An 18,514-nucleotide genomic window follows, 5' to 3' on the forward strand; every position below is an offset into this window, starting at 1 on the left:
GGAGGCCCGATCCGGTCAGGCGAGTGCTGCCTTCAACCGCGCGGCGAAGGCCTCGGGATGGTCCACGAAACCCGTGTGGTCACCGGGGAACCGGACGGCGGTCAGCCCGAGCCGCGCGGCGAGCGCCTCGGTCGTACGCTCGCAGAGCTGGCCGGCCGACTCCTCGCCGATACCGAGGACGATCCGCGGACCGCGTCGCAGCGCGTCCACGTCCGGCTCCCACCGCACGGACGCCGGCAGCTCCTCGGCGTACCAGAACGCCTCCTCGGCCAGAGCGCTCGAGCTGCGCTCGCCGCCGAACATGGCTTCGAGCATGCCGCTCGGCACGGTGATGCCCGCCTGGTCGAAGAACATGCCCCACGCGCCGACCACGTCACCGTCGGCGTAGCGACGCCGCATCGTGTCGGTCAGGGTGCGCTGCTCCTCCCGGTCCTCGAGCAGGTCCAGCAGCGGGGGCTCGTGTGCCACGATCGTCGTGGCGAGCTCGGGATGACGCTGCGCGAAGGCGAGGGCCGTCACGGCACCGCCGCTGGACCCGAGGATCGCGACGGGGCCGAGGTCCGTGCGACGTACGAGCTCGGCGAGATCGTCCGCGCGCTGCTCGGGTGTGGAGCCGACGGATCGGTCGGCCAGGATGCTCCCGCCGTGGCCGCGTGGGTCGTGGGTGAGGACGGTGTGGTCGGCCGCGAGCGCGTCGGCGAAGGGGGCGAACTCCGCCGCGGTCATCGGCGATCCGACGAGCGCGACAGCGGGCCCGGAGCCGCGCAGCTCGTAGTGCACGCGCGTCTCGGGCAGGTCGATCTGGGCGGTGGTCGTCTCGGTGAGCACGATCCTGGACTCGGACATGGGGATTCCTCTTTCGTTGGGTGCGGTCATTCCGCACGGGTGGTCGAGTGGGCGAGCAGGGGCGGGTCGAACGCGAGGGCGGGGGCACGGGGCGGCGCCAGGCGCAGGAGCCGGGAGACGAGGGGTGGCGCGGCCACAGCCAGCAGGACCGTCAGCGTCGCGGGCAGCGCCATCGCGGCGGCCAGGCCCACCCCGGCGGCGAGCCCGCCGATGAGAGCGGGCCCGACGAACCCGCCGAGATAGCCGATCGTGGTGACGAGCGAGAGCCGCCGCGGATCGATCCGGGAGGCGCCCAGGCTGCCGATCACGATCGGCCAGACGAGGGCCGTGCCCGCGCCGGCCAGCGCCCATCCTCCGGTCGCCACCGCGACCCGGGCACCTTCGGCGACGACAGGGGAGAGGAGGACGAGGACGAACCCGACGGTCGTCGTCGCGGCGGCGGACGCCACGAGGACCGGTGCGACGACGGTGCTGCGCAGCCGGTCTCCGGTGAAGCGGACGGCGGTCATCGCGGCGAAGAAGACGGCGTACATCGTCGCTCCGGCCGCCGGTTCGGCACCGAGGACGCGCGTGGTGTGGATGCCCGCCCAGTCGGTCGCGGCCCCCTCCACCACGAAGGCGGCGGCCGCCACGGCACCGGCGCCGAGGAGCACCGGGCTCACCGCGAGGGTCTGGCCCCCGGTTGCGTTCGGGTCCGTCGCCGCGTCCCGGTCGGTGCCGGTACGGCCGGCCGGGAGCCGCAGCGCGAGCAGCGTGAGCAGGGCGCCGACGCTCAGCGCGGCCGCAGGCAGGAGCAGGAGGCTGTCGCCGCCGGCGCGGAGCGCCGCTGCCAGCGCCGAGGACCCGAGGACGGCACCGAGCGTCCAGCACCCGTGCATCCGGGCGATCACGGGCCGTCCCGCCGCCCGCTCGGCGACCGTCGCCTGCGAGGTGAGCCCGACGTTGATGCCGCCGCAGCAGAGGCCGAAGACGGCAGCGAGCGCGATCATCGGCTCGGCGGCGGGCATCGCGCCGATCATGGCGAGCACGAGCCCGGCCGTGGGGACGGCGACGCGCAGCACGGCGGCGTCGCCCCAGCGGTGGGCGAGGTGTCCCGCCAGCGGCATCGCCGCCGCCGCGCCCAGTGCGAGGGTGAGGAGCAGGAGCCCGAGGCGCGTGGGGCCGAGATCGGCTCGGGCGTCGAGGACCGGGAGCCCCGCGCCCCAGACCGCGGTGAGCATGCCGACGCCTCCGTGCAGCGCGGTGACGATGCGCAGGGATCGGAGCGAGGAGGGCATGTCCACCAGGTTCCTCGCGGTCTCGGAGGCACGTCCAACACCGGCGAGGCCCCGATCGACGCACTTCTGTTGTCGATCCGCTGTCGCCCGCCTCACCCAGGGGACAGAATGAGCCCGTGGCAGGCGACCTCGAGATCAGGCTCCTCCGCCGTTTCGTGGCGGTCGCCGAGGAGCTGCACTTCGGGCGCGCGGCCGAGCGGCTCTTCATCGCCCAGCAGGCGCTCAGCCGAGACGTACGCCGGCTCGAGGAGGTGGTGGGCGTCCGCCTCCTCGACCGCTCCTCGCGCCGCGTCGCCCTCACCCCGGAGGGCCGCCGTCTCGTGGGCCGGGCGCGCGAGCTCATCGCCCTGCACGACCGCGCCCTGCGTGACCTGCGCGCCGACACCGGCAGCCTCGTCGTCGACGCCGTCGCGCCCGGAACCACACCAGCTCGGGTCCTGGACGCGGCCCGGCGCGCAGCCCCCGACATCGAGTTCATCGTCCGCTACGGCGGCGGGTCGGCCGACACGGTGGTCGGCGCCGACGTCGGCTTCGGCGCCACCCCGCAGGGCGCCTCGACCCCGCGCCAGCAGGCCGTACGTCACGAGCGGGTCATCGTGCTCCTCCCCGACGACCACGAGCTGACCGCGCTCGACGCCGTCCCGCTCGAGGCTCTCCTGACGGCTCGTGTGTGCATGCGCTCGGGCGACCACGTGACTCCGGCCTGGACCCGCGCGATGGGTCAGCTCCTCGCCCCGTTCGGCGTGGACCCGACCGACGGGCATCCCCATGTCCTCGGCGGTGCTGAGCTGGGTGCGCACCTGCGGCTGCACGGTGCACCGGGGTTGGCGTTGGCGAGCCAGCCGCCGATCGAGGGCATCGTGACGCGCCCGCTCGTTGAGCCCGTCGCGCTCTTCCCTTGGGCGATGCGCTGGCGTGCGGATCTCGACCACCCCGGGCTCGACGTGCTCAGAGGCAGCGCACGCGAGCTGTCCGAGGCGCGTGGCTGGCTGACGGTGCCCGACGGCGCCATGCTCCTCAGCGCCTGATCTGCCCGGGCGCGGAGGTCTGTTCGGAGCGATGACGCCGAGATCGGCGGGCGAGTATCATGGGCAGGCGGCTCTACCTCCTAGTTCTCAGGAGGTGTTGATCATGTGGATGAGTCGTTCACACCTCGCTGTCATCGCCAGCGCACTGCTCCTCGCCGCCTGCGGGTCGAGCGACGACGGGTCGGAGGTGGACCCGACGGATGCGAGCTCCGCGACGAGCGGGCAGGTGGATCCTGATCCCGACGACCCGACCGATCCCGACGAGCCGGTGGTGGCCGTGCCGACCCTCCCGATCGGCGGCGGGTCCTACCCGCTCGACGGCACGCCCGGCGTGGTCTGCGGCGACGTCAGCTGGCTCTGGCCCAGCGGCAACGACCCGTCGATGCCCGAGGGTGTCTCGGTCCGGGTCACCGACTACCTCGTCGATCCGGAGGTCTTCGAGCCGGCGGATGCGGCCTGCGACGGGGAGTCCTGTCTGGACGGCTTCGTCTTCACCGCCGACTCGCTGAGCTGCAAGGTCGCGATGCTCTCGCTGGTTCCGTGGACCGATGAGCAGGAGGGCGAGGACGCCGTGCTCCGGCTCAGCGGCGAGATGACCTGCCCGGACGAGCCCTGCGAGCTCGAGGACGTCGAGGGTGGTGACACCGAGGTGACCCTGGACGCGCCCGAGGTCGACACCGAGTCGACGGACCCGACAGATCCGTCGGAGTCGACGGACACCTCGGACACGACCGAGTCTGGCTGAGCCGTGTCCGAGACGTCGCCGGGGATCGATCGCTGGGTGAGCCTGGCGACGAGCTTCGTCGCGCCGGTGACCCTGATCAGCGCCGTCCTCTTCTACTTCGGGTACGTCGCCGCCCGCGCCCAGTACGACTACTTCGGCCTCGACGTCGACGTCATCGGGCTCAGCACCCGTGCCTACGTCATGCGCAGCCCGCAGCCGCTGCTGACCCCGATGCTCGTGCTGACGCTGGGTGGCGTCGCGGTCGTGGCCTTCCACCACTGGGTCCGCCGACATGCCGCGACGAGCTGGTTCGGTCGGGTGGTCAGGGCCGTCCTCGGCACCGGGCTGGTCCTGCTGGCGGCGGGAACGCTGCTGCTGGCCGCGTTCTCCCTTCTCGGCGGCTGGGCCTACTACTCACTGGTGACGCCGGTCCTGCTCGGTGGCGGCGCGGCGCTGGTGGCGTACGCCTTGCGGCTTCGCGGTCCGCTCGAGCCGCGCATCGTGCTGCTCTGGGTGGGCGTGGCCGCGTGTGTCGTCTGGGCGACGGCCACGACCGCGCAGTGGACCGGCCGCGGCCTGGCGATGGAGCAGGCCCGCAACCTGCGCAGCCTGCCCAGCGTCGTCCTCGACACCCGCGAGCGGCTCTACATCCCGGCCGCCGCAGGAGTCGAGGAGGCCGTACGCCCTGATGCCGGTGAGGACGGCTACCCCTACCGCTACTGGCGGCTGAGGCTGCTGATCCAGGGCGACGACCGGATGTTCCTGGTGCCCGAGACCTGGAGCGCCGGTGGCACGACGATCCTGGTCCGGCTCGACGACGACGTGCAGGTCCAGTTCCAGTTCCGCAACTCCCCACCGGACTGACCGATGATGTCAGTTTCCCCTGCACGCCTGTCCGGGCGACGGCACGAACGACTTGAGGCCGGCTCGTACGAAGCCGCCGTAGCTCTGGACGCCGTGGTAGCGGTCGGTGCCGCCGGGGCTCTGGTTGCCGCGTACGGCCAGCGTGTCGTCGTCGAACCCTGGCGGGTTGTTCTCGATGGAGTCCGCGGTGTCCTGACCCGAGAACACGCACTCCGACGCGGCGCGCTCCGGCGCAGGGATGTCGCTGCCGTTGCCGTTGACCTCGCCGGCGCTCGCCGCCCCGGCTCCGGCCAGCACCAGGCCCGCAGCGATGGCACAGCTTCCGATCCAAAGCTTCATGATCTCTGTTCCTTCCGTCTCCGGTGCCCGCGACCTGTCGTGGCACCGAGCTGCGGTTGGCGTTCTGCTCAACCAGACGAATGGCCAGGACGGCCGAGATGTCGTTGGGGCTTGGATTTTCATCATCAGTCGGCGTCGAGGTGTTGTCATACGCCAATCTGGGGGAGTCCGACGCGCTACCGATGTGCCGAGCGGCGATCTGTCTGCACCCTGTTGCATGCGCTCGCGCGGGGTCCGAACCGACCAGTTCCGTCCTACGGAAGGGATGCCCATGGCTCAGGGCGATGACACCGAGACCGGGAGCGAGGACTGGGGTCTCACGAAGGACTACCTGCGCAGCGACCCGACCAAGTGGAACAGCCTCTCCTGGATCACCGCGCGCTCGCTGGTCGACTCGGTCAACGACGTCTTGGGGAGAGGTACGCAGGGGCTCGTCGAGAGCCTGCGTGTGCACTGGACCAGGAAGGACGACGACCTGACCATTCGCCGCCCGGGGGTCTCGAGGTTCCTGGTCATCGGCGACACCGGCGAGCAGGACGGGTCCCAGTACGTGGTCGCGCCCGCCCTGGCGCGAGCCGCGGCCGAGCGCGTGGACCGGCACGGGCACGTGGAGCAGCGACAGGCGGGCTTCGTGCTCGTCCTGAGCGATGTGATCTACCCGTCGGGCAACGTCAACGACTACGTGGACGGCTTCTACAAGCCGTACCGGTCGAACCGGGTGGAGGGACTCCGGGCGCCGGTCGAGGTGCGGGACAGGTTCGCGCTTCCCGAGAGCGTCCCGGTCTACGCGATCCCGGGCAACCACGACTGGTACGACGGTCTCTACGGCTTCGCCCACCAGTTCCTGTACGCGGCGAACGAACCGCCGACGTGGCCCGGCGATCTCCTGGCGCCGTCGTTCGACGACACGCTCGGGGGAGGGCAGCTGATCGGGGACCGCTTCGGCCGCAGCATGTGGCGTACGCCCAGCGAACCGGTCGGCACCACCGCTCCGGCGCGGTGGGGAGAGCCGGCCGACGACGGACGGCCGGCACCCGAGGCTCGGCTGCAGCCGGGGCCGTACTTCGTCATCGAGACCGAGCACGTGGACCTGGTGTGCATCGACACCGGCATCGACGGGACCATCGACGGCCCGCAGTTCGACTGGCTGAGCTCGCTGCCCGGCGAGATCCCGAAGATCCTGATGACCGGCAAGCCGCTGCTCGTCAACGGCGAGCGCCGCAGGTGCGAGGTGTCAGGACGACCCGGCAAGACCGTCTATGACGTCGTGTCCACGGAGAAGCACCGCTACGTCGCGACGCTGGGCGGTGACACGCACAACTTCCAGCTGTACGACCCCTCGAGCCCCGGCAGCTCGCGCGACCGCCTGTGGCACATCGTCAGCGGTGGTGGCGGCGCGTACACCCATGCCACCCACCCCATCCGGACGGCCACCTCGGACGCGCGAGCCGACATGGACTTCCGGCCGACCAAGCTCTTCCCGGGGTCGGCCGAGTCGCTGTCGTACTTCGCCCAGCAGCTGGTCCCCAGCATCTGGCGGCTGCTGCTGACCGTCGTGCTGTTCGGCGGGGGAGTTGCCCTGGGTCGGTGGCTCGCGACCACCGGGTGGAGCCGCGAGCTCCAGCTCGGGGACCAGGTCGTGCGCGTCGGTCCCGCGGGGGTGGCCATCGCCGCGATGATGGCGATGGTGCTGGTGCACCAGCTGCCGCAGCGTCCCGGGCACAGCCTCTTCGGACGCCGCCTGCTCGTACGTCTCGAAGCGCTGGTCGCGGGGGTGCTGGCGACGCTGTTCCTGCACCACTACCTGCCTGATGCGGCCGGGGCGCTGCTGGTGCTGTTCGGGGCGAGCACCCTGTGGATCTGCCTCAACGCCTGGTGCCTGCGCTGGTCGAGGTGGTGGAACCCCGTCGAACAGGTCCCGGGGTGGCAGCACGTCGCGTTCGGGTGCCTGCTGGCGGCTCTCGCGGCCCTGGCTCTGCTGCCCTGGGCCTTGGCCGAGGGCGGCCCGGGCGACGGACGTACGGTGCCCTGGCTCCTGGTCGTCGCGGTCGGCATCTACGCCGTCGTGGCGATCGTCGGGTGGCGGAGACGGATCGTCGAGAACGTGGACGATGACAGCGCCGCGCGCTGGCTCGAGCGCTCGGTCGTGTGGGCCTCGCTCGCGCAGGCGGCCGTCGTCTCGGGCGAGATGGTGCGCGTGCTGAGCCGCGAGGGCTGGACCGTGCTGTTCGTCGGTGGCCTGATCGGGCTCGTGCTGCTGGCGGCGATCGCGGTGGTGCTCCTCGCGGTGCCCCTGGCCCCGGACCTGCTCACCCGCCACCTGCGCAACGAGCCCGTACGCCGGGCGCAGGCGTGGCTCGGCTGGCGGCGCTGGATGGTGCAGCCCCTCGTCTTCCTGGCGGCGCCCGTGATCCTGGCGCTCTGGTGGTGGGTCGCCGACGCCGTCGACTCGGATTCCATGCGTACCGCCTTCGCCCTGCCGGCGCTCATCGCGACCACCGCGATCGGCCTGCTGGTCCTCGACTGGCTGCGACGCGAGCACGAGCTGCTGTACATGCCGCTGGTGGTCGTCGCCGTCCTGGTCGTCGGCGGCCTGCTGCTGGGGGTGGCGGCGCCCGGTCTGCTCGACGTAGCGGGCTTCGACTCGCCCGGTCACGTCGCGAACGAGCTCAGTACGTGGTGGCCGGCCGTGGCAGTCGGCGCGGCCCTCGTCACCGCCGTCGCGGTCGGCGCTGCGCTCGTCCTCGCCCACCTGGTGTTCCTCGGCGCGCACTCGCTTCTCGCGGACCCCGGGGCGTGGGTGAGCCCCCGCTACCGCCGGGGCGGCCCGACGCACTTCGACTTCATCAGCGAGGCCGACGCGACGTGCATCATCAAGGCCGAGCAGGAGCGGACCGGTGGCCGACCCGCAGTGGTCGAGGGCGTCGATTGGCGGACCAGGCGCCGCGCGCAGATCGCCTTCCCCGGTCTGAACCCGCCGTTCGGGCCGATCCAGAGGTTCGTCTCCGAGATCTACTCGCTGGACGAGCCGCCGTTCTTCAAGCACTTCCTCGAGTTCGAGACCTCACCCGTCGAGGTCGTCGTGAAGATCCACCGTGTCCGTGGCGACCGGCCTGTCGAGATCGAGGAGGTGGCGAGGATCAGCCTCACCGACACCGCCCCGCAGACGCCATCACGCCAAACGTTCAGGAGGTCGACGTGAACCAACGCGACAGCGTCTGCGATCCCATCGTGCTGTCTCCGGATGCGCCGGGGATGCCGCGGTTCCAGTTCGTCGCCCTCGGCGAATACGAACCGCGGGGCGATGTCACCCGCATCGAAGACGGCATCAACCTGCATTCATTCCCCTGGTTCGCCGAGATCGTCGGACGCTGCTCCGATCGCGAAGGCCGACCGATCGACACCTGGTGGTGCGTCTACCGCATGCCGGTCGTCGGCACCGACTTCGAGCTGCTGGCGGCATGCATCGACGGCGCCCCGGAGTCCCTGTTCCACGTACTGTCGGGACGCGACCACGGCGACGCCCTCGCCGGCGTCCTGAGAAGAGACTGGCCCGACATCCACGGAATGCTCGAAGCCAGTACGTCGGGCGATCTCAGCCGCCGGCTCCTGCTCACCGTCGACGCCGGCAGCGGCCGGCAGTGGATGGTCGCGGACGTCGTGGTCGGTGAAGCGCGGCACAACATCGCGCCCGCGCAGGTCGAAGACCTGATCATCACAGCTCTCTCCGTCGCCCTGCGCACCAACGACTGGGTCACCCAGCTCCCGGGCATCCTCGAGCTCGGCCCCGACCTCACCACCCGCCGTCTCCGAGGCATGGCCGGAATCCTCGGTGGAGTCGCAGATGTGGGAGGAGGGCTCCAAGCGCTCGCGCAGGGCAACCTCAAGCCGCACGATCTCGCGTCTGCAGTCGAGGCCGCTCGTGGGCTACCCGACCACGTTCGATCGGTCTTCCGCTAGCAGAGCGTGCGACGGAGACCTGCTCGATGGGGACCTCCTCGGAGGTTCACTCGCGGAAGAAGGTCGCGGCCTTCCCGCAACTTATGGTTGACCGAGTGAATGACGTTGCCGATGAACTGGTCCGTACGCCGCCGGCGCTCGAGGACTACCTGCACCTGAGGGCCGCTTCGGGGCTGACGCCGAAGTCGGCTGCGCAAGGCGAGGGTGCACTGGCCGGCAGTTGGCGATGGAGCGTCGTCAGGCGAGACGGACGGGCCGTCGCGATGGGCCGCGTGATCGGTGACGGCGGCTGGTACTTCCACATCGCCGACATGGCCACGTTGCCCGAGCACCAAGGCCGCGGCCTGGGGCGGCGAGTGCTCGCTGACCTGTTGGCGCAGATCGAGGAAGCTGCGCCAGCGGAGGCGTACGTGACCCTCATGGCCGACGCCCCGGGACGTCGGCTCTACGAATCGATGGGATTCGTGGAGACGGCGCCCAAGTCGCTGGGTATGCGCCTTGCGCACTGATCCGCTCCACTCCTCCCGCGGCACCTGAGGGCTGATGCCCCCTCGATCGCGACCTCCCCGTGTTCCGAGCGTCGACAGATCCGGGCGCATCCGCGCGAGGTATCCCGGGCGAAACTATCTACCGTGCCGCACCCGGCTCTCGGCATCCGATGCGGCGAAGCGATGCGAGATCGAATCTACGCCCGGAGCGTCAGCCAATGATGGCCCTGACGGTCAGGCGAGGCACGCCGTCATGCGAATCGAGACGAGTAGTCCTGGTATCTCGGCTCCCAGTTTGGCTGCGTAGCGGGTTGGTGGATCAGCCGGGAACCAACGCGCGTATTCCTCGTTCATCCCTGCGAAGTCCCCTGGGTCGGTCAGCAGCACGCCGACCTCGACGACGTCGTCGAGCGTCGCACCGGCCTCGCGCAGGATGGCCTCGCAGTTCGCCATCGCCTGGCGGGTCTGAGCCTGGATGCTGTCGCCGGCCAGTCGACCCGTGGTCGGGTCGATTCCGGTGGTTCCCGAGATGAACACTTGGGAGCCGGCTTTGACTCCCTGGCTGAAAAGCGGCGAGCTTGGTGCGTTCGGTGTCGTGATGATCTGACGCGGCATCTCGGAACCTCCTGTTCTGATAGTCCCATCAGGGAGATGTACCGGGAAGTGTCCTCGGCTGCAGCGTTCGCACGCGCCCGACAGGCGGCGGAAGGACGCACGTTCGAAACGCGCTACTCGCGGCCGGCTCCGACATGCGTTTGTCAGGCAGAGTTGAGGTGCGCCGGACGGCTCAGATCGTCTCTTCGAGCTGCGGGTCGTAGCACACAAGGCCGCGCGCCCGGGCTTCCGCAGCAATCACTGAAACGGCGAAATCCGCCCCTGGAAACGTCATGGTGATGTAGATGCACGAGCCGGATGCCTCCCCGATCTCCGGCCCCATCGCCCAAGGCGACTTCTCGTCTCCTGGTTCGCCAAGCGCCGGCCATCGTGCGAGCAGCGAGCTGACGAGGTCATTGATCACACCGGTGCTCGGCTCCGCAAGCGCTTCGTCGTCTAGGAGTTCGGAGACCACCTCATAGGCGGCGTCGGGGCTAAGTCCAGCGAACGGCGGTACGTCGGCCCACACCGCTAGGTCGTAGCTCATGGGCTGAGTTTGTCAGAGCAGGTAGGTGCTCCGCCGGTCGTCGCTCTCAAATGGCCAGGTGGAGGGCATCGCGACAAGGTCCGTGTGCCCGGCCCGCGGCGGTGTGACGCGGGACCCTTTCTGTCAGCCGGGGTTGCACGCCAGGTCAAAGTTCGATGCGTAATGGCAAGATGACTGCATGGCATCGGACTCCCGGATGGTGGCATTGGGTTTCGGAAAGTTCGCGCGCGCCGACCGTATTTTCGCCCTGGAGCGCATCACTGGGGAGGAACGTGGCGATGGCCGCCGTACTCGAGTCTGGATCGACGGGGTCACCGATCCTTTGATCGCGTCCAGGACCGAGGTCACGATCCTTCGGGATATGGGCCAGGAGTCCGCGGTCACCACACCTGAGCTCGACGAGGCAATGGACCTTGCCGCGCGTCTGGCGGCCGCGGCTGAGGAGGGTCGGGTGGATCTGAGCGATCTGGGTCGTCGTGCGCGACGCCTCCTCGCCACGACCACGCCATAGGAAGGGAGACGACGGCCCGCCGTTCGGTGAGTGACCCATCGCGGCGATGTAGCGCGCTCGCGGCGGAGTGACGCAACTTCCCGCCGCTTGAGCTGGGTCAGGTGCGCGCTGGCTGTTCATCGACTAGACCGAGGGTGCAGGGCGCGGCTAGCGAGGCCGCGCGATGGCTTCCTGGACCAGCGGGGTGATGTCCGCTGCCGGGTTGCGCCAGTCTGCTCGGCCAGGGTGGGTGACCTGGACGACGTTGACGCCGCCCGTGCCGGCATACGCACGACTGGTCCATCCACGACGGTTCTGTTCGACGAAGGTTCCCCATGGCTCGCCGAAGGCGCCGAGCTTTACCCGCACGTAGTCAGCGACACGGGCTCCAAAGCAGACGACCACGCGGACCTCCAGCTCTTCTATGACCGCCTGGTGGACCGGCCAGCAGGCATCGGCCAGCGCGTTGAGTTCATCCTCAATATGGACGGCCTGGCGGCTGCGGGGGAAGACCAGGTTGCTTGACGGGACCTCGCCGGGATCGAGGCCGAGCCGGTCGAGGAGGTGCAGCACGCGCGGCTGGAGTCCCCAGGTGCCGGGCTTGGCTCCTGGTCCCCACGGTTCGTCGCGGTAGCGCGACCAGTTGTCTGGCTCGTCGCGCAGGGCAACTTCGAGGTGATGTTCGATCGTGCCGCCGATGACGTCGGCATCGCCGCCGGGGTTGAGGCCCAGGAGGTAAAGCGGCGATGGGCTGCTGAAGGCGTCGCGACCGGAGTAGAACACGACGCCGGAGCGGATGGTGATCTCGGGCGGGACCAGGGCGGCGAATCGTTCTATCGACGGCCGTGATGCGCCGCCGCCGACCTCGGCACCAGGGCCGTTGGTGCTCAACATGGTCCTCAGGGTAGGGGTTGCTGGATCGTCGATTGTGTGGGTTTGGGCATGCCGGCTTGTTGAGTTGGGCGGCTACGCATGGCCGCTCTCGCGGCGGAATGACGCACTCGTCGGGGCTAAGACCTGACCTTCCCCAAAGGGTCCATGTCAAACTCCTAACCGTGTCCACGTACGAGACAGGATCGCGTGTCCAAGTGATGCAGGACCCGGAATTCGGCCCAGGACCGTGGCCAGCCGAGCCGACTGGTCAGATCACGGCGTTTCACTCAGGCAATCCGTTCAGTGTTGTCGAAACTCGACGAGGTATCGAGCGGATGTGGTGGATCAGGTTCGACGAGCCGCAGCGCGACGTCGATGGCGACGGGCCATACGCGACAGCGCAGGTGCTGGAGCGATACCTCCGACCGGCTGAGTAGCTGCTCGCTGCAGATCGGAATGTCCGTCAGGCTGCGGTGTGGCGCAGTTCCGAAGCCGAGGGAGCTGGCCCGAGTGTGCACGCTGAAGCGACTCGCCACGACTGTTGCGTCAAGATGTTGATATGACGAGCCTCATCCGTGTCGGGTATTGGTGTAGCGAGTACGAACCCACGCTGCCAGATCCGCGGGGGCACCTTGATGCGACTTGGGATGACGACGAGCGGGAACTCGTGGTCGCTTACCTTCGAGGCGGGCTGCCCGTGCTGCACATGATGGGGTTCTCGCCCTGTCGGATCTGCGATCGTTCGGCCAACGGAAACGCAGAACTGACCGACGGGTCGTATCTGTGGCCGGAAGGGCTCGCGCACTACGTCGAAGACCACGGTGTGCGCCTACCGCGTGAGTTCGAACGACATGTCCTGGACCGCTGGGAGAGCTTGGAGGTGGCGGCGATTCGGGCTCACAACGCGCCGCCTGATCGTTGGATGCGCATGACGCAGCAGCTGTAGGAGTCTCACACACTCGCGGCGGAAAGACTCGCTCAGACCGGACCGGTGCGTCGCGACGATGGCAGCTTCGTCCTCGGTCAATAGCGGTATCGCGCCTCCACGTTGAACGGCACTGCGCACGTCGCCACTTGGGGCCCACGATCGTCAGACCATTCGACTCGGATCTGGTTCTGCCCGTACGCGCGGTAGCGAAGCCAGAACGGTAGAATCAACTCCTGCCCAGGTGAGAGATGGGCTACCGGCCGGGGGATCGGGAGTTCCCAAGGAATCTGGTAGTAGCCCAGCGGAGATTCGCCGCTGTGGCCGCCAACCAAGTGCGTCGACTCTGTGAGTTCAACGAGCCTTTGGGCAGCAACTCGGTCCTCGCTCTCCATGATCGCGACGTCAATCCCGCGTGCTTCGGCTGGGCCGTGGTTAACAATCGTGATGCTTACCTTGTCTGATGCCTGCGCGCCCCCAGGCCTTTCCAAGTCGAACGACACCACTCGGACGTCGGCGACCGCGCTGGCCCGCTGCACCTCAGCCGCGGCGGCGACCTCATCGAGACGCCGCGCTTCCTCGATCCGGGTCATTCGCTCTTGAACCGCCAGTTGTTCCGCATGCTGGCGCCACTGGAGGAGTAGGGCGATGATCGAGATCACCAACGCCCCAGCAGCGGCAAGTCCGCTGACCCAGTCCGCATCCACAGTCAAACTATCCTCGGCTCCATTGCGGGTTTGCGTTGATGACCGGGACTCCGACATTCAGGTCCCGGCCTCGATGCCGGAGAGCAACCGCCTCGCGTCCGAATGATTCAATGTCCCCGCGAGCCGTCTTCCGAAGCGTTGAGACGCCTCTACCTCAACCGAGGTCAATAGTGACGAAGTCGCCTACCCACGCCCCGACAAGGGTGAACAGCAGGGATGCACCGACTAGTGGGAACTTCCCGGCAACGGAATTGGCAAGGTCCGCAAGCGACGAGCCGGTGTCTTTGACCTCCTTCTTCGCCTCCTCAGCCTGCACCTTTGCTTCGGCGGCGTCGGTCTTGGCAGTCACTTCTTGCTCGGCGATCTGATCGATCAGACCTTGCGCGTCCTCCGTCGGCTGGAAGGCATGGCGCCTCGGACGCGAGCCGAGCATTCCTCGAGCATCGGTGAGGTTGCCGGCCGCGCCCCGGATCTTGTCGGCCGCATGCACGACCTTGTCGGCAGCTTCTTGGAGCTTCTTCTTCGCCTCCTCGCTCGTGCCAGCAGGTGGCTTGACGATGGCAATAAACTGCATCGCGAGGCAGATGGCCGCGAACCCGAGGATGACAAGCCCGAAGACGTGCTTCCACTCCAGATCGTCCATCAGGCTGCCTCCGGAGTTGGCAGTCTCCTCCGCCGTACGCACCATGACCAGATTGATGGTCAAGGCTCCAGCTGCGAGTACGGACATGGGGTGCTCCCTCTTGGTGAGGACCTCCCCCAGAGATCGGCAGAATCGGACCGGGGTGGCTCTTTGCAGCCTAGAGATCGGCGTCCTTTCGGCGCTGAGTCGGTCGAGGCTTTACCAGGTTTGGGGGATCGTCAGAGCCGTGAAGCACGACTGGAATGTCGTTGGGCTCATCACGAGGTGAGGCCTGTTGGCGTCACGAGATAGAAAGGTGACTGGCGAGATTGGCGTGCACCGTGAACTGATGCGATCGTCAGACCCGTCCTGCGCCGCGTCCAATGGCATCGGGAGTCGATCGCTGTCCCGAATAGCGTTCGGCCGTCGCCAGTTCGCGGCGGACTGACGCATCCTTCGGCAGTAGCGGACCGCGGGGAAGACGGTGTCGCCGAGTATCAGAGCGGCCTCTCCTTCCTCCTGCAATTAGAGGAGCAATCGAAGGAGGCACCGTTGCCTGATCCGCACCGCGTTCGAGTGAAGTTCATCTGTCGCTCTGGCCACGAGCATGAGATGTGTAGGCCCACGGGCCGTGGCCTGCCTCCGGAGTTGAGATGTGAGGCCCAGGCGCCCCAGGGCTTCGGAGGCGGGGGTGGGTGTCCGATTCCTCCCGACATCGATGCTCGTGTGAGTAGCGAGCTCGGACGGAACCTGCTCGAGAGCAAACGACGGGGATACGTGCTCATCGAAGAGTAATGCCGTCGGCGCAGATATGGGACGGTTCGGACGCCCGGCTCGCGGCGTTATGACGCACCCCAGTGCGGCGCGTGAATGGTGGACACCTGCTCGCGCGCCGCAGGCTAGGAACCAGCGCTGCACCGAGAGCCGCTGGGTCGTTCGTGTGCCGCACTCGTCCGGAGCGCGGGCCGGGCGTAGCCAGCCAGGGTCAGCCCAGCCACGGCCGCATACTCAGAACGGATGGGCCACTTGCGGCGTGGCCCGTGCAGGATCCGCGAACTCGTCGTCGCTGAGGTCTGGCTGGCCGGCGCCGTAGTCCGGGTCATCGTAGACGTCCAGCCCGGCTCCGGTGCCGACGAATCGGTAGATGGGACTTACGAGGACACATGCTGGAAGGATGAACCGGCGCACGAACGGAACTGCCTCTGCATCTCGTCGGACGTACGACCGTCCGATGGGCCCGTTGAAGTAGTAAGGGCTGTCGCCGATCGGAGTGAAGATGCGCTGGACCAGCTCACAGAGCTGCGTGACAGCGGCCAACGCTTCATCGCGAGCATCCCCGCTGTCAAGGTCCGAACGATAGTGAACGGCAGCGTGCCGCTTCTCCATCAGGCTCAGGTAGAGGCGGGCTGTGTCCTCATCGAAGACGCCCCACTCACGCAATGTGCGGACGCACTTCTTCCAGTCGTCCAGCGCCTTCTTGTTAGCGACGTGTCGTGTCGCCTCGTGGTCGGCATAGTCCTCGCGCAGCGTGAGAACCAACTGGTTCAGGATGCGCTCGCCGAGCCCGCAGGCACCGAGCAGAGCGGGGTAGTACTGCGTTGCCACGAAGGCATTGCGGACTTGGCTCAGGTAGAGGTTGTGGAGCGCGACAACGGACCACGGGGCGGTCCCGAGGTCGATGAAGTTCTGGATCTTCTGCTCGTAGTCGTCTGCGCCGAACTCGTGGATGAGCCCTTGGCGGACATGTGCTTGGTTGGTCTGCCACTGCTGCCGGATGTCTGGTTCCCAATCGTCTTGGATGACGGTCGCCAGCAGCATCGGGCGCGTGTCGAACGAGACGGCGTCGGGCAGGAATCGCCGCGATCCATCGTCGCTGCCGCGTTCCCGTCCGACGTCAACCTTTACGGCAACCATCCCTATATGTTCCCGTACTGCCGTCCGGCGCCGATCCACGGGGCAACAACCCGCTGCAACTTCGCGTCGATCTCGCGCAGGGTGTCGTCGCGGCGGGATAACGCAGGTGCGAAGCGCTAATGGCGATAGATCCGCGCGCTGTCCGCAGCGCACCACGCATCAAGGCTCCAACTCATCGTCCGCTGGGGCCAAGGTGTGGTTCCGTCAGGGTCAGTCCCATCCCTGTCAGCGGTGAGAGCTCGGCGCTGGCAGCAAGATCGACCGAGCAGTTGGTCACAGGAGCGGCGCAATGGCCAATAGTCGAGACTTGGTTGCAATTCCTGCCGACGACCCGGGGGCGTGTGCATTTGGCTGGACGGTAGCGATGGCCGTGTCGATGGCTCGCTCGGGCTATTCCCAATGCGTGATCAGGTAGGCAAGATGGCTTGATCTCGTTGGCGTAGCGCAGCCGGGTCGAGAACTGGAGGCTCTGTTGGACGGCGACTTTCCTACCCTGGGCACGGAGAAGGTGTTGAAGGGGTTCCCGGACCTCGAAACTGGGCGGGTCCCCAAGGGTTTCCCGGACCTCGAAACTGGGCCGGTCCTCAAGGCGTTCCCAGACATCGAGATCGGTCAGGTACTCAAGATCCATCGCGACGAGCTGGGCGACCCTCATGACGAAGGCGAAAACCTTACCCTGGTGATTCTGAAGCCCTTGCCTGGCGACGAGGGACTGCGCATCGGCCCCGTTATCGAGGCCCCAGACGCAGTGGAAGGCACGGCCGTGGCTGAGCCCGAAGCCTTAGGAGCGGTCGATGTGACCGTTCTCGAGGACGAAGGCGACTGGGCTGTGATTGTCTCGGTCGCCGAGATACGCGAGGCCTCAGATGACTAACCTCCAACAAGGGGACGGTGACAAGCCGGCCCTGGCGTCGGCCGCGGCCCTGAAGTTGATCGAGGATCAACTGGCGGAGGAGCGGGCGACCAAGGCCGCCCTCGAAGCACGCGCGAACACGGTCATCACCAGCGCCGGAACGCTAACCACTCTCCTGTTCGCGTTGGGTGCTCTGGCGACCAAATCCAACACCTACGACCTGCCCGACCTTTCCAAGGGGCTGCTGGTTCTGGCGGTCTTCTGCTTCCTGCTCGCGATCTTGTTCGCCCTATGGGCTGCGGCACCTGCCACCTACTCGGAGTTGGGCGTCAAGTCGCTACAAGCCGTCGCGACCCCCGAGGCGTTCAGTGCGCCTGCTTCGGACGCGGAACCGAAGATTGCTGCCGCGCTGGTCGAAGTCATCAAAGGGGCCCGGACAGGCAACAAGAAGAAGGCCGACCATTTCAAGCGTGCAGTTAGGGCCGAGCTGGCTGCGGCGACCGTGCTCGCGATCGCAGTAATCGTCGTTCTGACTGCCTGATCGCCTCTGTCGTCAACCAAGATGCCGTCGTCATGCGAACTCCGTGCCGCACTTTCGCTGCGTCTTTGTGGGCGAAGTTGCCATGCCTTGCTGAGCGGTCAGACGCCGGCGACGTAGGCGGTGAGGAAGTGGACTCCGTGTCGGTCGAGGTTTCCGCGGGCGCGGTCGTAGTGTTCGGTGGTTCTGGGGTCGGCGTGCCGGGCCAGGATCTGGGCGTCGCGGAGCGGGACGCCGGCGTCGAGGGCGTTGGTGATCGCTGCGTGGCGTAACGAGTGCGGGCTGATGTGCCGAGGGATTCCGGCAGCTTTGCGACCCGGGTGACCATCCGGTACGCGTCGGGTCGGTCGATCGGATTGCCCGACATGGGTCGCAAGATGAGTCGTCCAGTGGTCCGTTCGCCGCGGCAGGCATCCAGGACGCGGAGGACGGGGACGGTTATCGGCATGGTCGCGGGCTTGTCGCCCTTGCCGACGAGGTGGAGCACGCGGTGGCCCCGCAGTGTCTCGGCGAAGTCCTCGATCCGGACCGCTGCCGCTTCGGAGGCACGTAGCGCGTTGATGCCCAACATGTAGGCCGGGGCACCGTGGTGAACAGTGATGGCCTGGGCGACCTGAAGGAAGCGGATCAGCTCGAGCCGGTCGAGACCTTGGGCTCGGGATTCGTCTGCGTGCACCTTGGGCAGCCGTGCGTAGACGGCGCGGTCAGCCGGAATCAGTCCGTCGACGTGGGCGAACCGGAAGTAGCCCCCGGACCCCGTAGCTCGGCGGTCGTCATCGACGGTGGCTGGGACGGCAGCAGCTTCGACGTGGTGGTGGACATGCGACACCTCGTGCGACGACCCACAGCGAGGCCTGGCCATGCTCGCCGCCAACACGGCAAGGCGCTCGGATAGATCAACGCTAGCGACGTTGGGGCGAGCGCC

The 18,514-nt window shown here is 67.9% G+C and carries 20 protein-coding genes; 10 read left to right on the top strand and 10 right to left on the bottom strand.

What is annotated here, in order from left to right; translation table 11 throughout:
* Positions 1-15 precede the first annotated feature (15 nt).
* Both ACZ6WN_RS16710 and ACZ6WN_RS16715 read right to left on the bottom strand, forming a co-directional pair.
* The gene (locus ACZ6WN_RS16710; protein WP_465866055.1) at positions 16-846 is read right to left on the bottom strand and encodes an alpha/beta fold hydrolase; all 831 of its coding nucleotides are present in this window, start codon (positions 844-846) and stop codon (positions 16-18) included.
* 26 nt (positions 847-872) lie between these two features.
* Positions 873-2,123 (bottom strand): MFS transporter, encoded by a 1,251-nt coding sequence (locus tag ACZ6WN_RS16715; protein WP_465866057.1) that lies wholly within the window; start codon positions 2,121-2,123, stop codon positions 873-875.
* Between the two features lie 116 nt (positions 2,124-2,239).
* Between ACZ6WN_RS16715 and ACZ6WN_RS16720 the strand changes: the two genes are divergently transcribed.
* The 3 genes from ACZ6WN_RS16720 (at position 2,240) to ACZ6WN_RS16730 (ending at position 4,739) form a co-directional block, all read left to right on the top strand.
* Positions 2,240-3,151 carry a LysR family transcriptional regulator gene (locus ACZ6WN_RS16720; protein ID WP_465866059.1) on the top strand — a complete coding sequence of 304 codons (912 nt, stop codon included), beginning with the start codon at positions 2,240-2,242 and terminating at the stop codon, positions 3,149-3,151.
* 109 nt (positions 3,152-3,260) lie between these two features.
* Positions 3,261-3,896, top strand: coding sequence for a hypothetical protein (locus tag ACZ6WN_RS16725; RefSeq protein WP_465866061.1), 636 nt, complete (start codon positions 3,261-3,263; stop codon positions 3,894-3,896).
* Positions 3,897-3,899: 3 nt separating this feature from the next.
* Entirely contained in the window at positions 3,900-4,739 is an 840-nt protein-coding gene (locus ACZ6WN_RS16730; protein ID WP_465866062.1) for a hypothetical protein, read from the top strand.
* Between the two features lie 9 nt (positions 4,740-4,748).
* On the opposite strand, the gene ACZ6WN_RS16735 is transcribed toward ACZ6WN_RS16730, so the two are convergent.
* The gene (locus tag ACZ6WN_RS16735; protein WP_465866064.1) at positions 4,749-5,078 is read right to left on the bottom strand and encodes a hypothetical protein; all 330 of its coding nucleotides are present in this window, start codon (positions 5,076-5,078) and stop codon (positions 4,749-4,751) included.
* Positions 5,079-5,349: 271 nt separating this feature from the next.
* Between ACZ6WN_RS16735 and ACZ6WN_RS16740 the strand changes: the two genes are divergently transcribed.
* From ACZ6WN_RS16740 to ACZ6WN_RS16750, 3 genes are all read left to right on the top strand, one after another.
* Positions 5,350-8,280: a metallophosphoesterase gene (locus ACZ6WN_RS16740; RefSeq protein ID WP_465866066.1), complete on the top strand. Its 2,931-nt coding sequence runs from the start codon at positions 5,350-5,352 to the stop codon at positions 8,278-8,280.
* The gene (locus ACZ6WN_RS16745; RefSeq protein WP_465866068.1) at positions 8,277-9,038 is read left to right on the top strand and encodes a hypothetical protein; all 762 of its coding nucleotides are present in this window, start codon (positions 8,277-8,279) and stop codon (positions 9,036-9,038) included. Before ACZ6WN_RS16740 ends, ACZ6WN_RS16745 begins: the two co-directional genes overlap by 4 nt.
* Positions 9,039-9,133: 95 nt before the next feature.
* The gene (locus ACZ6WN_RS16750; RefSeq protein WP_465866069.1) at positions 9,134-9,547 is read left to right on the top strand and encodes a GNAT family N-acetyltransferase; all 414 of its coding nucleotides are present in this window, start codon (positions 9,134-9,136) and stop codon (positions 9,545-9,547) included.
* Between the two features lie 213 nt (positions 9,548-9,760).
* Here the strand turns inward: ACZ6WN_RS16750 and ACZ6WN_RS16755 are convergent, their stop codons facing one another.
* Positions 9,761-10,141 (bottom strand): RidA family protein, encoded by a 381-nt coding sequence (locus ACZ6WN_RS16755; RefSeq protein ID WP_465866071.1) that lies wholly within the window; start codon positions 10,139-10,141, stop codon positions 9,761-9,763.
* 172 nt (positions 10,142-10,313) lie between these two features.
* Entirely contained in the window at positions 10,314-10,667 is a 354-nt protein-coding gene (locus ACZ6WN_RS16760; RefSeq protein WP_465866073.1) for a hypothetical protein, read from the bottom strand.
* 178 nt (positions 10,668-10,845) lie between these two features.
* On the opposite strand from ACZ6WN_RS16760, the gene ACZ6WN_RS16765 reads away from it, so the two are divergent.
* Entirely contained in the window at positions 10,846-11,178 is a 333-nt protein-coding gene (locus tag ACZ6WN_RS16765) for a hypothetical protein (protein WP_465866075.1), read from the top strand.
* A 147-nt stretch (positions 11,179-11,325) separates the two neighbouring features.
* Here ACZ6WN_RS16765 and ACZ6WN_RS16770 read toward each other — a convergent pair whose 3' ends face one another.
* The gene (locus tag ACZ6WN_RS16770) at positions 11,326-12,051 is read right to left on the bottom strand and encodes a uracil-DNA glycosylase family protein (protein WP_465866077.1); all 726 of its coding nucleotides are present in this window, start codon (positions 12,049-12,051) and stop codon (positions 11,326-11,328) included.
* Positions 12,052-12,589: 538 nt separating this feature from the next.
* On the opposite strand from ACZ6WN_RS16770, the gene ACZ6WN_RS16775 reads away from it, so the two are divergent.
* Positions 12,590-12,976: a hypothetical protein gene (locus tag ACZ6WN_RS16775; RefSeq protein ID WP_465866079.1), complete on the top strand. Its 387-nt coding sequence runs from the start codon at positions 12,590-12,592 to the stop codon at positions 12,974-12,976.
* A 77-nt stretch (positions 12,977-13,053) separates the two neighbouring features.
* On the opposite strand, the gene ACZ6WN_RS16780 is transcribed toward ACZ6WN_RS16775, so the two are convergent.
* From ACZ6WN_RS16780 to ACZ6WN_RS16790, 3 genes are all read right to left on the bottom strand, one after another.
* On the bottom strand, positions 13,054-13,662 hold the full coding sequence (locus tag ACZ6WN_RS16780) for a hypothetical protein (RefSeq protein ID WP_465866081.1): 609 nt from the start codon (positions 13,660-13,662) through the stop codon (positions 13,054-13,056).
* 154 nt (positions 13,663-13,816) lie between these two features.
* Positions 13,817-14,392, bottom strand: a complete 576-nt coding sequence (locus tag ACZ6WN_RS16785; protein ID WP_465866083.1) for a hypothetical protein — start codon at positions 14,390-14,392, stop codon at positions 13,817-13,819.
* Positions 14,393-15,292: 900 nt separating this feature from the next.
* The gene (locus ACZ6WN_RS16790; protein WP_465866085.1) at positions 15,293-16,198 is read right to left on the bottom strand and encodes a hypothetical protein; all 906 of its coding nucleotides are present in this window, start codon (positions 16,196-16,198) and stop codon (positions 15,293-15,295) included.
* Between the two features lie 472 nt (positions 16,199-16,670).
* Between ACZ6WN_RS16790 and ACZ6WN_RS16795 the strand changes: the two genes are divergently transcribed.
* Positions 16,671-17,072 carry a hypothetical protein gene (locus ACZ6WN_RS16795; protein ID WP_465866087.1) on the top strand — a complete coding sequence of 134 codons (402 nt, stop codon included), beginning with the start codon at positions 16,671-16,673 and terminating at the stop codon, positions 17,070-17,072.
* Positions 17,065-17,592, top strand: a complete 528-nt coding sequence (locus ACZ6WN_RS16800; protein ID WP_465866089.1) for a Pycsar system effector family protein — start codon at positions 17,065-17,067, stop codon at positions 17,590-17,592. Before ACZ6WN_RS16795 ends, ACZ6WN_RS16800 begins: the two co-directional genes overlap by 8 nt.
* Before the next feature lie 98 nt (positions 17,593-17,690).
* Here the strand turns inward: ACZ6WN_RS16800 and ACZ6WN_RS16805 are convergent, their stop codons facing one another.
* Complete coding sequence (locus ACZ6WN_RS16805) at positions 17,691-18,251, bottom strand: tyrosine-type recombinase/integrase (RefSeq protein ID WP_465866605.1); 561 nt, start codon at positions 18,249-18,251, stop codon at positions 17,691-17,693.
* Between the last annotated feature and the right edge of the window lie 263 nt (positions 18,252-18,514).

Source organism: Nocardioides sp. NPDC054178, assembly GCF_055585005.1.

Excerpts from the sequence above, each read along its gene's own strand:
- ACZ6WN_RS16725 (WP_465866061.1), top strand. The coding sequence starts at position 3,261 with ATGAGTCGTTCACACCTCGCTGTCATCGCCAGCGCACTGCTCCTCGCC.
- ACZ6WN_RS16710 (WP_465866055.1), bottom strand. The coding sequence starts at position 846 with ATGTCCGAGTCCAGGATCGTGCTCACCGAGACGACCACCGCCCAGATC.
- ACZ6WN_RS16755 (WP_465866071.1), bottom strand. The coding sequence starts at position 10,141 with ATGCCGCGTCAGATCATCACGACACCGAACGCACCAAGCTCGCCGCTT.
- ACZ6WN_RS16765 (WP_465866075.1), top strand. The coding sequence starts at position 10,846 with ATGGCATCGGACTCCCGGATGGTGGCATTGGGTTTCGGAAAGTTCGCG.
- ACZ6WN_RS16715 (WP_465866057.1), bottom strand. The coding sequence starts at position 2,123 with ATGCCCTCCTCGCTCCGATCCCTGCGCATCGTCACCGCGCTGCACGGA.
- ACZ6WN_RS16790 (WP_465866085.1), bottom strand. The coding sequence starts at position 16,198 with ATGGTTGCCGTAAAGGTTGACGTCGGACGGGAACGCGGCAGCGACGAT.
- ACZ6WN_RS16785 (WP_465866083.1), bottom strand. The coding sequence starts at position 14,392 with ATGTCCGTACTCGCAGCTGGAGCCTTGACCATCAATCTGGTCATGGTG.
- ACZ6WN_RS16775 (WP_465866079.1), top strand. The coding sequence starts at position 12,590 with ATGACGAGCCTCATCCGTGTCGGGTATTGGTGTAGCGAGTACGAACCC.
- ACZ6WN_RS16760 (WP_465866073.1), bottom strand. The coding sequence starts at position 10,667 with ATGAGCTACGACCTAGCGGTGTGGGCCGACGTACCGCCGTTCGCTGGA.
- ACZ6WN_RS16770 (WP_465866077.1), bottom strand. The coding sequence starts at position 12,051 with ATGTTGAGCACCAACGGCCCTGGTGCCGAGGTCGGCGGCGGCGCATCA.
- ACZ6WN_RS16740 (WP_465866066.1), top strand. The coding sequence starts at position 5,350 with ATGGCTCAGGGCGATGACACCGAGACCGGGAGCGAGGACTGGGGTCTC.
- ACZ6WN_RS16800 (WP_465866089.1), top strand. The coding sequence starts at position 17,065 with ATGACTAACCTCCAACAAGGGGACGGTGACAAGCCGGCCCTGGCGTCG.
- ACZ6WN_RS16735 (WP_465866064.1), bottom strand. The coding sequence starts at position 5,078 with ATGAAGCTTTGGATCGGAAGCTGTGCCATCGCTGCGGGCCTGGTGCTG.